General features: G+C 73.6%; 17 protein-coding genes. 11 read left to right on the top strand and 6 right to left on the bottom strand.

The genetic code is table 11. The annotated features are described in order from the left end of the window. The 6 genes from RYN42_RS16865 to RYN42_RS16840 form a co-directional block, all read left to right on the top strand. Positions 1–238 (top strand): YbaK/EbsC family protein (locus tag RYN42_RS16865; protein WP_315097967.1); only part of this gene is annotated, 238 nt, incomplete at its 5' end. 14 nt (positions 239–252) lie between these two features. Next, complete coding sequence (locus RYN42_RS16860) at positions 253–1,926, top strand: FAD-dependent oxidoreductase (RefSeq protein ID WP_315097966.1); 1,674 nt, start codon at positions 253–255, stop codon at positions 1,924–1,926. After that, the gene (locus RYN42_RS16855; RefSeq protein WP_315097965.1) at positions 1,923–3,398 is read left to right on the top strand and encodes an ATP-binding protein; all 1,476 of its coding nucleotides are present in this window, start codon (positions 1,923–1,925) and stop codon (positions 3,396–3,398) included. Before RYN42_RS16860 ends, RYN42_RS16855 begins: the two co-directional genes overlap by 4 nt. Beyond that, the gene (locus RYN42_RS16850) at positions 3,395–3,739 is read left to right on the top strand and encodes a UBP-type zinc finger domain-containing protein (protein ID WP_315097964.1); all 345 of its coding nucleotides are present in this window, start codon (positions 3,395–3,397) and stop codon (positions 3,737–3,739) included. The genes RYN42_RS16855 and RYN42_RS16850 overlap by 4 nt, the downstream gene beginning before the upstream one ends. A gap of 140 nt (positions 3,740–3,879) precedes the next feature. Further along, complete coding sequence (locus RYN42_RS16845) at positions 3,880–4,878, top strand: ANTAR domain-containing protein (RefSeq protein ID WP_315097963.1); 999 nt, start codon at positions 3,880–3,882, stop codon at positions 4,876–4,878. A gap of 10 nt (positions 4,879–4,888) precedes the next feature. Further along, on the top strand, positions 4,889–6,802 hold the full coding sequence (locus RYN42_RS16840; RefSeq protein ID WP_315097962.1) for a SpoIIE family protein phosphatase: 1,914 nt from the start codon (positions 4,889–4,891) through the stop codon (positions 6,800–6,802). A gap of 11 nt (positions 6,803–6,813) precedes the next feature. Here the strand turns inward: RYN42_RS16840 and RYN42_RS16835 are convergent, their stop codons facing one another. Together RYN42_RS16835 and RYN42_RS16830 are read right to left on the bottom strand one after the other, a co-directional pair. After that, positions 6,814–7,536, bottom strand: a complete 723-nt coding sequence (locus RYN42_RS16835; RefSeq protein ID WP_315097961.1) for a zf-HC2 domain-containing protein — start codon at positions 7,534–7,536, stop codon at positions 6,814–6,816. Next, positions 7,533–8,039 (bottom strand): sigma-70 family RNA polymerase sigma factor, encoded by a 507-nt coding sequence (locus RYN42_RS16830; RefSeq protein ID WP_315097960.1) that lies wholly within the window; start codon positions 8,037–8,039, stop codon positions 7,533–7,535. Before RYN42_RS16830 ends, RYN42_RS16835 begins: the two co-directional genes overlap by 4 nt. Positions 8,040–8,192: 153 nt before the next feature. Between RYN42_RS16830 and RYN42_RS16825 the strand changes: the two genes are divergently transcribed. Continuing rightward, positions 8,193–8,684 (top strand): hypothetical protein, encoded by a 492-nt coding sequence (locus RYN42_RS16825; protein ID WP_315097959.1) that lies wholly within the window; start codon positions 8,193–8,195, stop codon positions 8,682–8,684. A 55-nt stretch (positions 8,685–8,739) separates the two neighbouring features. On the opposite strand, the gene RYN42_RS16820 is transcribed toward RYN42_RS16825, so the two are convergent. Next, a complete protein-coding gene (locus tag RYN42_RS16820; protein ID WP_315097958.1) occupies positions 8,740–9,138 on the bottom strand; it encodes a VOC family protein in 399 nt (132 codons plus the stop codon). 148 nt (positions 9,139–9,286) lie between these two features. On the opposite strand from RYN42_RS16820, the gene RYN42_RS16815 reads away from it, so the two are divergent. Both RYN42_RS16815 and RYN42_RS16810 read left to right on the top strand, forming a co-directional pair. Further along, positions 9,287–9,853, top strand: coding sequence for a DUF6529 family protein (locus RYN42_RS16815; protein WP_315097957.1), 567 nt, complete (start codon positions 9,287–9,289; stop codon positions 9,851–9,853). Then, the gene (locus RYN42_RS16810; protein WP_315097956.1) at positions 9,853–10,296 is read left to right on the top strand and encodes a Rieske (2Fe-2S) protein; all 444 of its coding nucleotides are present in this window, start codon (positions 9,853–9,855) and stop codon (positions 10,294–10,296) included. The genes RYN42_RS16815 and RYN42_RS16810 overlap by 1 nt, the downstream gene beginning before the upstream one ends. A gap of 122 nt (positions 10,297–10,418) precedes the next feature. On the opposite strand, the gene RYN42_RS16805 is transcribed toward RYN42_RS16810, so the two are convergent. The 3 genes from RYN42_RS16805 to RYN42_RS16795 all read right to left on the bottom strand — a co-directional run bounded on the left by RYN42_RS16805 (position 10,419) and on the right by RYN42_RS16795 (position 12,317). After that, positions 10,419–10,628, bottom strand: coding sequence for a dodecin family protein (locus RYN42_RS16805; RefSeq protein ID WP_315097955.1), 210 nt, complete (start codon positions 10,626–10,628; stop codon positions 10,419–10,421). Positions 10,629–10,706: 78 nt separating this feature from the next. Continuing rightward, the gene (locus RYN42_RS16800) at positions 10,707–11,690 is read right to left on the bottom strand and encodes an endonuclease/exonuclease/phosphatase family protein (RefSeq protein WP_315097954.1); all 984 of its coding nucleotides are present in this window, start codon (positions 11,688–11,690) and stop codon (positions 10,707–10,709) included. Positions 11,691–11,795: 105 nt separating this feature from the next. Continuing rightward, a complete protein-coding gene (locus RYN42_RS16795; RefSeq protein ID WP_315097953.1) occupies positions 11,796–12,317 on the bottom strand; it encodes a pyridoxamine 5'-phosphate oxidase family protein in 522 nt (173 codons plus the stop codon). A gap of 174 nt (positions 12,318–12,491) precedes the next feature. Between RYN42_RS16795 and RYN42_RS16790 the strand changes: the two genes are divergently transcribed. Together RYN42_RS16790 and RYN42_RS16785 are read left to right on the top strand one after the other, a co-directional pair. Next, entirely contained in the window at positions 12,492–13,142 is a 651-nt protein-coding gene (locus RYN42_RS16790; protein WP_315097952.1) for a UdgX family uracil-DNA binding protein, read from the top strand. Positions 13,143–13,223: 81 nt separating this feature from the next. Continuing rightward, the coding region (locus RYN42_RS16785; RefSeq protein ID WP_315097951.1) for an MBL fold metallo-hydrolase at positions 13,224–13,842 on the top strand (619 nt) is incomplete at its 3' end.

The following is a 13,842-nucleotide window of genomic DNA, read 5'->3' as shown; positions in this document are numbered from 1 at the left end:
CGCCCACGTCGGGCGGGCGACGCCGGAGCAGGTGCGGCAGGCGACCGGCCAGGCGATCGGCGGCGTCGCGCCGCTCGGACACCCCGCCCCCGTGGAGACCGTCGTGGACGTGGCGCTCGCCGACCACCCGCAGGTCTGGGCGGCGGCCGGGACGCCGCACACGGTGTTCCCGACGTCGTTCGACGAGCTCGTCCGCATCACGGGCGGTTCCGCGCTCGAGGTCGGTGACGGAGCATGAGGAAAGGAGACGAGGTGGAGGACGCCCCTCACCGCAAGCCGGTGCTGCTGACCGTCGACGACGACCCGGCGGTGTCACGCTCGGTCGCCCGCGACCTGCGACGGCACTACGGCAACCAGTACCGGGTGGTGCGGGCGGACTCGGGACCGCTCGCGCTGGACGCGCTGCGCGAGCTGCGGCTGCGCGGCGACCAGGTGGCGGTCCTGCTGGCCGACCACCGGATGCCCGGCATGACCGGCATCGAGTTCCTCGAGCAGGCCATGGACCTCTACCCGCAGGCCCGGCGGGTGCTGCTCACGGCGTACGCCGACACGGACGTCGCCATCGACGCCGTGAACGTGGTGGACCTCGACCACTACCTGCTCAAGCCGTGGGACCCGCCGGAGGAGAAGTTCTACCCGGTGATCGACGCCCAGCTGGAGGCGTGGAACGCGCACCCGCCGAGGACCGTCGCCGAGACCAAGATGGTCGGACACCGCTGGTCGGCCAGGTCCTCCGAGGTGCGTGAGTTCCTGGCGCGCAACCAGGTGCCCTACCGCTGGTACGCCAGCGACAGCCCCGAGGGTCGGACCCTGCTCGAGGTCGCCGGCGCGGACGACTCCCTGCTGCCCGTGATCGTCACCACGCAGGGCGAGGTGCTCGTCGCGCCCACCGACGGCGAGCTCGCCGCGCAGGTCGGGCTGTCCGTGAGCGCCTCGGAACGGTTCTACGACCTGGTCGTGATCGGCGGTGGCCCCGCCGGGCTCAGCGCTGCGCTGTACGGCGCGTCCGAGGGCCTGCGGACCGCGCTCGTCGAGCGCACCGCCACCGGCGGCCAGGCCGGGCAGAGCTCCCGGATCGAGAACTACCTGGGCTTCCCCGACGGCGTCTCGGGCGCGCAGCTCACCGACCGCGCACGCCGCCAGGCGCTCAAGTTCGGGGCGGAGATCGTGCTCACGCGCGACGCCGTGGCGCTCGAGGTGCGGGGAGCCGCCCGGACCGTGCGGTTCGACGACGGGAGCACGGTCGACGCGCACACCGTCATCGTGGCCAGCGGCGTCTCCTACCGGGAGCTCGCCGGTCCCGGCGTCGCCGACCTGACCGGACGGGGCGTGTACTACGGCTCCGCGCTCACCGAGGCCACCGCCTGCGAGGACCAGGACATCTTCGTCGTCGGCGGCGCGAACTCGGCCGGCCAGGCGGCGATGTACCTGTCCCGCCACGCGCGGTCGGTGACGCTGGTCGTCCGCGCTGCCTCGCTGTCCCAGTCGATGTCCCGGTACCTCGTCGAGCAGGTGGAGCAGAACGACCGCATCCACGTGCGCACGTGCAGCGAGGTGGTCGAGGCGGTCGGCGACGACCACCTGGAACGGGTCGTGCTGCGGGACACCGGCTCCGGGGAGACGGAATCAGTCGACACCGGTTGGTTGTTCGTGTTCATCGGGGCTGCCCCCCTGACCAGCTGGCTGGACGGCACCGTGACCCGTGACGACCACGGGTTCGTGTGTGCCGGCCACGACCTCCTGGTCGAGGGCAAGGTCCCCGACTCCTGGCCGCTCGACCGTCCCCCGTACCACCTGGAGACGAGCGTGCCCGGGGTGTTCGCGGCAGGCGACGTGCGCGCCGAGTCCGCCAAGCGCGTGGCCTCCGCCGTGGGCGAGGGCGCCATGGCCGTGATGCTCGTCCACCGTTATCTGGAGCAGCTGTGACCACCACCGACTCGCTGGCGACGACCACCCGCACGCACCTGGCGTGCGACATCGACGAGCTGCGGAGCCTGTTCCTGTTCGAGCACCTCAGCGACGAGCAGCTCCTCTGGCTGTGCGGCCGTGGGCACGTCGAGCTCATCGACCCGGGCGTCCTGTACCGCGAGGGCGAGCCGGCGTCGGACTTCTACGTGCTGCTCGAGGGGTCGCTGGCGATGTACCGGCGGGTGGGGGTGGACGACGTCGAGATCTCCCGCACCGGCCAGGTCGGCGTCTACGCCGGGGCGTGGGCCGCCTACCTGGGTGACCGCGTGCCGCAGAACTACTCGCAGACCCTGCGCGTCCTGGAGCCGTCGCGGTACTACGTGCTGTCGGCCGCCGACTTCGCCGCGTTCATGGACGACTGGTTCCCCATGGCGGTGCACCTGCTGGAGGGGCTGTTCTTCGGCCAGCAGAGCTCGCAGGCCGTGACCGGTCAGCGGGAGCGGCTGCTGGCGCTCGGGTCCCTGTCGGCAGGGCTCACCCATGAGCTGAACAACCCCGCGGCCGCGGCCACCCGGGCCACGTCGACCCTGCGCGAGCGCGTCGCGGGGATGCGGCACAAGCTCGCGATGCTCGCGTCCGGGATCTACGACCGGGAGCAGCTCGAGCAGATCATCCACCTGCAGGAGAAGGCCGTGAAGGCGCTCGCGCACCAGCGCGCGTCCGGCGTCGTCCCGACGGCGCTCGAGGTGTCCGACCTCGAGGACGCCCTGGGCGAGTGGATGGAGGAGCACCACATCGACGGCGGCTGGGAGCTGGCACCCAACTTCGTCGCCGCCGGGCTGGGCCCGGAGTGGCTCGACGCCGTGGCGTCCTGGGTGGGACCCGACGTGCTCGAGGGCGCGGTCCGCTGGCTCTCGTACACGCTCGAGACCGAGTCGCTGATGAACGAGGTGGAGGACGCCACGACGCGGATCTCCTCCCTGGTCGGCGCCGCGAAGCAGTACTCGCAGATCGGCCGCGCACCCGATCAGACGGTCGACGTGCACGAGCTGCTCGACAGCACCGTGACGATGCTGGAGCGGCAGCTGGGCGAGGGGATCACGGTCGTCAAGGACTACGACCGCACCCTGCCGCCGATCCACGTGTTCGCCGCCGAGATGAACCAGGTGTGGACCAACCTCATCGACAACGCGGCGCAGGCGATGGAGGGGAACGGCACGCTCACCCTGACCACGCGACGCGTCGACGACTGGCTGGAGGTGGAGATCGCCGACACCGGGCCGGGCATCCCCGACGGGGTCGTCGACCGGATCTTCGAGCCGTTCTTCACCACCAAGCCGGTCGGCTCCGGGACAGGCCTCGGGCTCGACATCTCGTGGCGGATCGTCGTCGGCAAGCACCACGGCGACCTGACCGTCACGTCCGTGCCCGGCGACACCCGCTTCCGCGTCCGGCTGCCCTACACCCCGACGGAAGGACCCACCCCGTGACCGAGTCGGCCATCGACCCGACCGTGCCCCCGAGCGGAACCGGCTGCGTCGAGTGCGACGCCACCGACGGCTGGTGGTTCCACCTGCGGCGCTGCGCGACCTGCGGGCACGTGGGCTGCTGCGACACCTCACCGGCGCAGCATGCGACCGCCCACTACCGCGAGACCGGGCACCCCGTGGTGCGCACGTTCGAGCCCGGTGAGGACTGGTTCTGGAGCTACCCCGCGGACGACTACGTCGACGGACCGGCTCTTGTCGCCCCGGAGCACCGCCCGGTCGAGCAGACCGTGCCCGGCCCGGCGGGGCGCGTGCCCGACGACTGGCGCAGGCGCCTGCACTGACCCGCTCGACGAGCCGCGCGCCGGATCCTGACATACGCTGCCGGACGCACGGCGGTGGACCCGATCCGTCGCGCACGGGTTCAGCCCAGAGCCCCCGACAGCGCTCCCGCCCCGACCGCCGGGGCACCGTGGAGGTCCACGTGCCCGCACCCGCTCCCCACGCCCTCGTCGGCCAGTTCGAGTACACGGCGCCGACCGGCAGATGGTCGTGGTCGGACGCCATGTTCACGATCCACGGGATGGCGCCGGGCGACGTCGTGCCGACGCTGGCGCTCATGTCCCGGCACATCCATCCCGATGACCGCGGGCGGGTGCTCGACGCCCTCGGTCAGTGCGGGGTGGACGGGGCGCCGTTCGGGTGTCAGTACCGGCTCCTGGACCTGCAGGGCAACGAGCGCACTGTCACGATCTCGGGGTCCGGGGGCACGAGCGAGGACGCCCAGCGCACCGTCAGCGGCTTCCTGGTCGACGTGACGGCGTCGCAGCGGGACGCCGTCGCCCACCGGGTGAACGAGGAGCTGACGCAGGCCCTGCGGTCGCACGCCGTCATCGACCAGGCCAAGGGCGCGTTCATGCTCGGCTACGGGATCGACGGCGAAGCCGCCTTCGAGCTGCTCCGGTGGGGCTCCCAGCAGCGCAACGTCCGCCTCCTGACGCTCGCCGAGCGCCTGGTGGCGGCCGTCGAGGTGGGCGGAGGCCTGGGCTCGGACACCCGGCAGCGGCTCGACGACTTCTTCTTCGCCAGCCTGACCGACAGCGCGACGGACCCGGGGGGCACGCGGACGACCCCGGGTCTGGACGTCAGCTACGACACCACCTCGGAGGTGCCGGTCGTGCGCGTGGAGGGGCCCGTCGACCTCGCGACCGCGCACGAGCTGACCGCCGCGGTCACGCAGCTCATGATCCGGGCGCGCGAGGCCGGGGCGATGGTCGTCGACCTGCGCCGGGTGACCCACCTCGGGTCGGTCGGAGTCTCCGCTCTCACGGCGGCGCACCGGCGGAGCACGGCCGCAGGTGTCAGGATGCGTATCGTGCTCTCCCCCGGGACCAGCCTCGGGCTGGCGGGAGCGCACGGCCTGGACGTGGTCAGCGAGCCCGCCGAGCGCAGGTCGTCCGACCGGGTGTCGTCCGGCGGCTGAGGAGGTCAGGATGGCGCCCGAGGGATACCTCGACGAGGCGGCGGTCCTGCGTGCGTTCGACTCCTCCCCCGGTGTGCAGCTGGTCGTGCGGTCCGGCGACGAGCGGATCGTCGCCGCGAACCGCGGCGCGCGCGAGACGCTCCAGCACCAGAAGCTTCTCGGCAGCCGCCTCCGTGACCTGCGCGGCCCCGGCGTCCAGGCGATCGTGACGGCGCTCGCCGACGTGCTCCGGACGGGGCAGCCGCACCACGAGGACCAGGTGCCGGTCATCGCCGACTGGTCCGACCCGGCGGCCGGCCTCTGGCTCGACCTGCACGTCACGCCGTGGCTCGACCGCTCGGGCGCGATGGTCGGCGCGGTCGCCTCGGCCCTGGACGTCACCACGCGCATCCGGGCCGCGCAGCTGGAGCGCTCTGGGGCCGCCACCGCGGACGAGCGGCTCGCCCGCGCGCGGGAGGTGGTCCTGCGCCTGCAGGGTGCCCTGCTGCCGTCGACGGTGCCGCTGCTGCCGCGGGTGGACGTCGCGGCGTCCTACCTGGTCGCCGGCGTGGAGCAGGCGGCCGGAGGCGACTGGTTCGACTCGGCGACGCTCCCCGACGGGCGGGTGTCCCTCACCGTCGGCGACGTCGTGGGGCACGGCGTGGAGGCCTCGGCGATCATGAGCCAGCTGCGCGCCGTCCTCGCCGCGCGCCTCCTGGAGGGCGCAGGGATCCTCGACGCGCTCGAGGCGGTCGAGGCGTTCGCCGGGCGGGTGTCGGGCGCGTTCGCCGCCACCGTCTGCGTCGCGCTGCTCGACCCCCGGACGGGCGACCTCGAGTACGCCACGCGCGGCCACCCGGCACCGCTCGTGGTGGGGACCGACCGGGTCCACCTCCTGGCGACCACCGGCGACGGACCGCTGGGGTCCCGGACCGAGCGTCGCGTCGCCACGGCGAACCTGCCTGACGGGTGGGCCATCGTGCTCTTCACCGACGGGCTCGTCGAGAGCCCGAAGCGGCCGCTGGGCGACGGGCTCCGGGTGCTCGAGCGCACCGCACGCGAGGCGTACGCGGGGACCGCGGGACCTGACGGCGGCGGGTCCGTGGCCGCGCGCCTGTGCCGGCACCTGCCGTCCGTGCTCACCGACGGCGGCTTCACCGACGACGTCACCGTCCTGGCGGCGCACCGCCGTCCCGCCCCCGCGCCCCTCGACCTGACCGTGCCCGCCGACCCCGGCCAGCTGGCGCCGGTCCGCGCGGAGGTCGACGCGTGGGCAGCGGCGATCGGCCTCGGTACGCGTGACCGGTCCACCCTCGTCCTCGGGGTGAGCGAGGTGATGGCCAACGCGGTCGAGCACGCCTACCGGCACGTGGCGTCGAGCACCGACCACACCGTGCACGTGCGCGCGGTGATCCGCGAGGACGCCATGGTCGAGGTCGTCGTCCGCGACCACGGGCGCTGGCGGAAGCCGGATCGTGATCCGGGCGAGCGCGGCCGCGGCTTCAGCATGATGGCCTCCGCAGGCCTCCAGGTGGGTGTGCAGACCGGCGAGGACGGCACCGAGGTGACCCTCGAGTGCCCGGCGCGCAGGCCGGCCCCCGCCGAGCAGGCCGATGCCGTGACGGACGTCCGGTCCCGGTCCGGTGCCCCGCTGGCATTCTCCGTCGACCGCTCGGGAGGGTCGGTCGTCCGCGTGGGCGGCGCGGTGGACCACCGGGCGGCGGCGGCCCAGGTGCAGGCCGAGATCCTCCGGCTCTCGCGCAACGGGCTGGTCCCGGTCACCATCGACCTGCGCGACGTGGTCCACCTCGGCAGCGCGGGCGTGCGCGTCCTGGAGTCGCTCCTGCTCACCGTCGACCGGCTGCAGGTGATCGCCCCGTCCGGCACACCCGCCGCGCAGACCCTCGAGGTGGCGGGGACGCCGTTCGTGTCCCCGGACGCCTGAGGGGTCGGACCTCAGGTCGTCGCCGCCGCGAGGGGGTCGTCGGACCCCTCCACCCGAATCTCCACCCGCTCGATCGTGTCCGTCGCGATGCTGGACGACGCTCCCAGACCGCGCGCCTGGGCACTGCTCGCGCTCCAGGTCGCCACCACCGTGCTGGTCCCGTCCCGTCCCACCAGGACCAGCTCGTAGATCGCACCCGCGCCGTACGGCACCACCTGCGACGGGTACCGGCACTCCCAGTCGATCCGCGTGCCCCAGCCCGTCTCCTGCAGCGTGAGGTTCGCGGTCACGTCGGTCCGTCCGACGGGCTCGAGCCGCAACGCGGTCACCTGCGCCGACGCGGACGGCGCGGCCACGGGCGCGCCCACCGGACGGTCGAGCAGCACGCCCGCCACACCGCCGAGGAGGAGGAGCGCGGCTGCGGCACCCACCGCCGACACCATCCGGCGCCGCCGGGTCCGGTGCACGGAGCGCGCGACCGCGGCGAGCTCGACCACCCCGTCGTCCGGCTCGCCGCCCAGCGTCGCGGCCTCGTCGGCCGGCACCATCCGCAGCAGCGCCGGGAGGCCGGCGAGCTCCGTGACGGCGGCCCGGCACGCCGCGCACGTGCGCAGGTGGTCCTCGAAGGCGCGGCGGTCCGCGGGCCCCAGGGACCCGAGGACGTAGGCCGCGTCCCAGTCGCGGAACGGGTCGTCGCCCGGAACATACCTCTCGTCGCCATCCCGGCCGGTCATGCGGAGACTCCTCTCTCCTGGAGCGCGAGCCGCAGCGCGCGCAACGCGTAGTGCAGCCGGGACTTGACCGTGCCCTCGGGGATCTGGTGCTCCCGCGCCAGCTCGGCCACGGACCGTCCGCGGTAGTAGGCGCCGACGACCACGGCCCGGTGCTCCGGAGTCAGCTGCTCGAGCGCGTCCGCCACGAGCCAGCTGTCCAGCACGGCCTGCGACGCGTCCGGCTGGACGGTGTCGGGCGTCCGCTCGGTGCTGCGCTCGCGCACGTGCCGCGCGCTGCGCCGGTCGTCGATCACCAGGTTGCGCACCACCGTGTACAGCCAGGCTCGTGCGGCGCCGTCCTCCCGGGCGAGCACCTCCGGGTGCTTCCACGCGCGCACCATCGCCTCCTGCACGACGTCCTGCGCGAGCGCGTGGTCGCCGGTGAGTCGCACGACGTAGTGGTGCAGCGGCCGCGCGTAGGCCTCGTGGAGGGCGCGCAGGAGCGCGTCGGGTTCGTCGGCCACGTCGCGTCCCTCCTCGTCGGCTGTCGGTCTACCCCCACAACGATGCACCGCCGCCCCGAGTTCACCGCGCGATGAACCGGACAGCCCTGCGCCCCGTGGTCCAGGAGTAGCCGGCCCCGCGGGCGGGACCGGCACAGACCAGAGGAGAGCATCGTGCGACGGACCATCCTGTACTCGATCACCGCGCTCGTGACCGCGGCCACGCTGGCGGCCTGCGGCAGCTCCGACGACGACACGCCGACCGCCACGGACGACGCGACCACCGCCGAGGAGATGCCCGCACCGGAGGACACGACCGACCTGGCGACGGCCGAGACGTCGCTGGGCACGATCGTCGTCGACGGCGACGGCATGACGGCGTACTACTTCCTCAACGACACGCCCGGCTCGGGCACGAGCGCGTGCGCCGGCGACTGCGCCACCGCCTGGCCGGCCATCACGACGGAGTCCGACACCCCGACCGTGGACGGCGTCACCGGCGAGGTCGGGACGATCACCGGGGTGGACGGCGACAAGCAGATCACCATCGACGGCCGGCCGGTCTACACCTTCGCGCAGGACTCGGCGCCGGGCGACGTCACCGGACAGGGGGTCAACGACGTCTGGTACGCCGTCGCACCCGACGGCACCCAGATCGAGGAGTGAGCCCCGACCCCGGGCGGCGGTCGTGCGGCCGCCGCCCGGTGCCCGCCGCGGCCGGTCAGCCGGCGGCGTCCCGCAGGTCCGTCTCGACGTTGAGGACGTTCCCGTCGGGGTCGGAGAACCAGGCGGCCTTCATGGTGCCGTCGGACAGGACGCCGTCGGTCCAGGCGGCGTCGCCCGGCAGGTCGAACGTCTGGAGCTCGATCCCGGCGGCGCGGAGCGCGTCGACCTCGGCGTCGAACGCATCGGGCGGCAGCTGGAACGAGACGGCGGTCGCCCGGTTGGTGCCGGCGTACGCGGACGGGTACACCAGGAACCCGCCGTTGGACGTGCGGTAGACGACGCCGTCGGGCACGTCCCCCGTGCTGGTGAAGCCGAGCGTCCCCTCGTAGAACGCCCGCGCCCGGTCCATGTCGGTCACCGCGATCACGGGGATGGCGGTGTGGTCGGAGAGCATGCGGCCTCCTGTGCGGGCCAACCGTCCGTCGGCGGGCCGGCACCTCGACGCTAGGACGACCTCGGACGTCCGTCCAGGGCGCCTGCACATGCGTGCAGTGGATCACCCGGGCTAGCGGTGTCTCCCCTCCGCACGACACGATCGGCCGGTGAGCACCGACACGCGAGCGGCGACCGGTCCGTCGCAGTGGGGACTCGCCGCGCTCGGCGGCGTGGCGCTGGCCGTGGCGGCCGGCCTCGGGGCCTACGCGGAGGTGCACCCCGGCGACGGCGCCGCACTCACCACCCTCGGATTCGGCGGCGTGCTCGAGATGAAGTCCTGGCTCACCACCGCAGCCGCCGTGCTCGTGCTCGTCCAGGTGGTCTCGGCGCTCGCGATGTGGGGCCGCCTCCCCGGCGTGACCGACGCACCGCCGTGGGTGTCCGGCCTGCACCGGTGGACGGGCACCGTGGCCTTCCTGCTCACGCTGCCCGTCGCCTTCCACTGCGTGTGGTCGCTGGGGTTCGAGGACGAGTCGGCTCGCGTGCTCGTGCACTCCGTCGCCGGGTGCGTCGTGTACGGGGTCTTCGCCGCCAAGATGCTGGCCCTGCGGCTGCGCGGCCTGCCGTCCGCCACGGTCCCCGTGCTCGGCGGGCTGCTGGCGGCGGTCATCGTGCTCGTCTGGTTCAGCTCCGCGCTGTGGTTCTTCGGCCAGTCGGGGCCGGTGAGGTACTGATGAGCAACCGGGTCAGCCGTCGTGCCGTGCTGGAGGGCACCGGCGTCGCGCTCGCGGCCGGGACGCTGGGCTACGTCGGCTTCGCCACGCTCGGCCCCGCGCCCGGCTCGGACGACGACGACTCCTCCGGCCGGGAGCCCGACGACGACGCCGACTCCCATCGGCTCGCCGACGTCGAAGACATCCCCGACGGCGGAGGGCTCGTGCTGGCCGACGACAAGCTCGTCCTCACGCGCGACGGGAGCACGGTGCGGTGCTTCTTGGCGGTCTGCACACACCAGGGCTGCCTCGTCGGCACGGTGCGCGACGGCCAGATCCAGTGCCCCTGCCACGGCAGCGCGTTCGACGCCGCGACAGGGGCCGTGATCGAGGGACCCGCGACGGAACCGCTCGAGGCCGAGGACATCGAGGTCACCGACCAGGGCGAGGTGCGGCGGGCATGAGGTCGTTCTGGGGGCGCCTGCCCACGCTGGTGTGGATCGCGGGCGCCGCGCTCACCGTGGGCGCGCTGCTCGCGGCCCTGCGGGGCTGACCGCCCGGCCCCGGCCTCAGGTGCGGGTTCGCCTCACTGGTCGAGGACGAACGTGACCTCGAGGACCACCTGGTACGCCGTGATCCGGCCGTCGCTCACCTCCACCTTCTGGTCCTTCACCCAGGCGCCCTGCACGTTGCGCAGGGTGGACGACGCCCGCTCGATCCCGCCCTTGACGGCATCCTCGAAGCTGGTGTCCGAACGGGCGCTGATGTGCGTGATGCTGGCGACGGTCGTGGACATGGGGTCTCCTCGTCGAGTCCGGTGCGGACCCCCAGCCTTGCCCTGCCCGGCGGGCCCCGCAACGGGAACGAGCGGACGTCAGGCGAAGTCGAACGTGGCCACCACCGGCGCATGGTCGGACTCGGGATACTTCCGGTCCACGGCGAAGGCCGCCGACTCGTCGTGCAGCAGCTCGTTGTGGATCTCCGAGCCGCGGTAGTGAGCAAGCAGGTTCCTGCTGATGAGCATGTGGTCGAGCATCTGCCCGCGGCCCTGGTGGAACAGCGTGAAGCGGGCCTGCTCGGGCACCGACTGCTCGACGGGCACCAGCACACGGGCCACGAGGTCCGGGTTGCCGGTGTTCTCCACCTCGCCGCGGACGGCCATGACCGACACCTCGTCGGGTGCGGCGTTGAAGTCGCCGGCGATGACGATCTGCGCCCCCGGGTCCACGTCGAGGATCCGGTCCACGAGCCGACGCGTCTCCAGCGCCTGGGCCATGCGCTTCATCGAGGAGACGAAGCTGCCCTCCGCCCACCCGTCCGCCGTGCGCCAGGTGAAGCTGTCGACGCGCTGGCCGGGGATGTCGGTCGGGATCTTCGACTTCCAGTGCACGTCCACCACGTGCAGGGTCGTGCCGTCCGGCAGCGTGATCTCGACGTGCAGGATCGGCCTCTCGACCCCGATCTCGACGGCCACCGCGTCCGGCGGGACGGCCGTCAGACGCCGGTAGCTGACCGGCGCGACGAGATCGTTGCGGAGCTGTTCGGCGCGCGTCACCGGAAGGTGGGTGACCACCACGAGGTTGCGGACGTCGTACACCGCGTCGCTCTGCGGGCGGGTGCTCGTCATGCTCGCGCCCTGCAGAGGGGTGCCGTGGAGCAGCTCGCCCAGGGCCAGGAGCGCGCGCGGCTGGCCGGGGCGCTCCTGGCCGTGCACCTCCTGGAAGCAGACGATGTCCGCGCGCAGCCGCTGGATCTGCGGACGCATGAGCTCCACCCGCTCCGCCAGCGACGGGCGCTCGCCGGGCGCGGTCTCGTCCAGGTTCTCCACGTTGAACGTGGCGATGCGTACCTCGGCCATCTCGCGCCCCCTGCCGGTCGCGCGGCGCGGCCGGTGCTGCGCCGCACCACCACCCAGGATCCTCCTGCGCCGCCCGGCGGAGCGGGTGAATCCGCGCGCCGAGAGTCAGAACCGGTACGCCGTCTGGCCGTGGCCGCCGCCGAAGGCGAGCACCTTGACCGGCGTGACGCGGTACACCCACGCCCCGGCCGCTCCCCCGGCCCCGCTGCGCTCGAAGAACTCCGGGCCGTGCACGTCGAACACCCAGTCGTCCCCGTACTTGGCTGACCACGCGTCCGCCAGCGCCTGCAGCTCGGTCGCGTCGGTCACCCGCCGCGCCGTGCCCTCCACGACCACCTCCGTGCCGCTGTCCCATCCGCCCGCCCCGGTGCTGCCCGTCGTCACCGCCACCCGTCCCTCGGCGTCGAGGTTGTGCCGCTTCTGCTCGTCCGGGTGGGTGCAGAACGCGAACCCACCGTCGTGCCACACGCCGACCAGCGGCACCGCGTGCGGGCGTCCGTCCGCACGCACGGTGACCAGCCAGTAGAGCTGCGCCCCCGTCAGGAAGCGTTCGACGTCGGACCACGGGGGTGGCGTCGCCTCCGCGTCGCCGTACCGGGGATCGATCACTCCGACCGGATGACTCATCGCTCCTCGCTCTCCGACGCTGCGACGTCCTTCGCCCGAAGCCTAGGTCTGGGCCCGCCTGCCGGTCACGGGCTGGAGGTGCGGCTGTCCCCCGCACGGAGCGAGCGCGGCTGCGTACGCTGAAAGCTGTCCAGGAGTGGGCGCGCGAGACGGTCGGCAGGACGGAGACCTCCCATGCCGCGACGCAGTCGCACCGCGGAGGAGGCGGTGCACGGGGTGGACCTCCACGCCTCCGGGGCCGCCCCGTGGGTGCCTGCCACCGGCGTGCTGGACGACCTGCGGGCCGCCGCACCCGCCTGCCGCGGCTGCGAGCTCTGGGAGCCCGCGACGCAGGTCGTCTTCTCGCGCGGACCGTCGGACGCGCAGATCGTGCTCGTGGGCGAGCAGCCCGGCGACCGTGAGGACCTCGAGGGCGAGCCGTTCGTCGGTCCTGCCGGGCGGCTCCTCAGCGACGCCCTGCGGGACGCAGGGATCGCGGAGGACGCCGTGTACCTGACCAACGCCGTGAAGCACTTCCGCTTCGAGCAGCGCGGACCGCGACGCCTGCACAAGACACCGACCACCACCCACCTGCGGGCCTGCGCCCCGTGGCTCGAGGCGGAGCTCGCGCTCGTGCGGCCGCGGGTGGTGGTCGCGCTCGGCGCGTCCGCAGCCCGGTCGGTGCTCGGCCGCACGGTGAGCGTGACCACGGAGCGCGGGCGGCTGCTGGACGGTCGCTACCTGGTCACCACCCACCCGTCCGCCGTCGTCCGGCTGCGCGGCCGGGACGGCTTCGGTGCCGCGTACGACCAGCTGGTGGCAGACCTGCGGCTCGCGGCCACCTGAGCGGCGCCGCGACCGGGCGCGCGCCATGATCGACGCACCCGTCCGGCAGCGCGGCGACCCGCACCAGCCTGGAGCGCTCCGATGATCACCACCGAGGTCGCCGACCGCGTCTTCCGTCTCCCCCACGCCTACGTCAGCTGCTATCTCGTGGTCCAGGACCGGCGGGTGCTCGTCGTGGACGCGGGGCTGCCCGCCATGTGGCCCCTGCTGGCAGGTGCGCTGCGCGAGCACGGGCTCCGGCCGCAGGACGTCGCGGCACTTGCCCTCACGCACGCCCACTTCGACCACACCGGGTTCGCTGCGCGCGCGCAGGAGCGCCTGCGCGTCCCCGTCTGGGCGCACCAGGACGAGTTCTTCCTCGCCGCGCACCCGTACCGGTACGCCCACGAGAACCCCCGCGCCCTCTACCCCGTCCGGCACCCTCGTGCGCTGCCGATCCTCGCGGCCATGGCCGGCGCGGGCGCCCTGCGCGTGCCGGGCGTGCGCGGCCTGCGCCCGTTCCCTGCGACGGGCGCGCTCGACGTCCCCGGGTCGCCCGTCGTGGTGCCGACACCCGGGCACACGTTCGGGCACTGCGCGCTGCACCTGCCCGACCGCGACGCCGTGCTCAGCGGCGACGCACTGGTGACGCTCGACCCGTACACCGGCGAGCGAGGCCCGCAGATCGTGGCGGGGGCGGCGACGGCGGACAGCGCTCAGG

The sequence above is a fragment of the uncultured Cellulomonas sp. genome (assembly GCF_963527515.1).
GTDB lineage: Bacteria > Actinomycetota > Actinomycetes > Actinomycetales > Cellulomonadaceae > Cellulomonas.
This window is presented reverse-complemented; position numbering and strand designations above follow the sequence as displayed.

What these genes read in the sequence shown, in the direction of transcription:
- RYN42_RS16790 (WP_315097952.1), top strand. Translation starts at nt 12,492, where the DNA reads ATGCCGCGACGCAGTCGCACCGCGGAGGAGGCGGTGCACGGGGTGGAC.
- RYN42_RS16835 (WP_315097961.1), bottom strand. Translation starts at nt 7,536, where the DNA reads ATGACCGGCCGGGATGGCGACGAGAGGTATGTTCCGGGCGACGACCCG.
- RYN42_RS16795 (WP_315097953.1), bottom strand. Translation starts at nt 12,317, where the DNA reads ATGAGTCATCCGGTCGGAGTGATCGATCCCCGGTACGGCGACGCGGAG.
- RYN42_RS16820 (WP_315097958.1), bottom strand. Translation starts at nt 9,138, where the DNA reads ATGCTCTCCGACCACACCGCCATCCCCGTGATCGCGGTGACCGACATG.
- RYN42_RS16810 (WP_315097956.1), top strand. Translation starts at nt 9,853, where the DNA reads ATGAGCAACCGGGTCAGCCGTCGTGCCGTGCTGGAGGGCACCGGCGTC.
- RYN42_RS16800 (WP_315097954.1), bottom strand. Translation starts at nt 11,690, where the DNA reads ATGGCCGAGGTACGCATCGCCACGTTCAACGTGGAGAACCTGGACGAG.
- RYN42_RS16840 (WP_315097962.1), top strand. Translation starts at nt 4,889, where the DNA reads ATGGCGCCCGAGGGATACCTCGACGAGGCGGCGGTCCTGCGTGCGTTC.
- RYN42_RS16805 (WP_315097955.1), bottom strand. Translation starts at nt 10,628, where the DNA reads ATGTCCACGACCGTCGCCAGCATCACGCACATCAGCGCCCGTTCGGAC.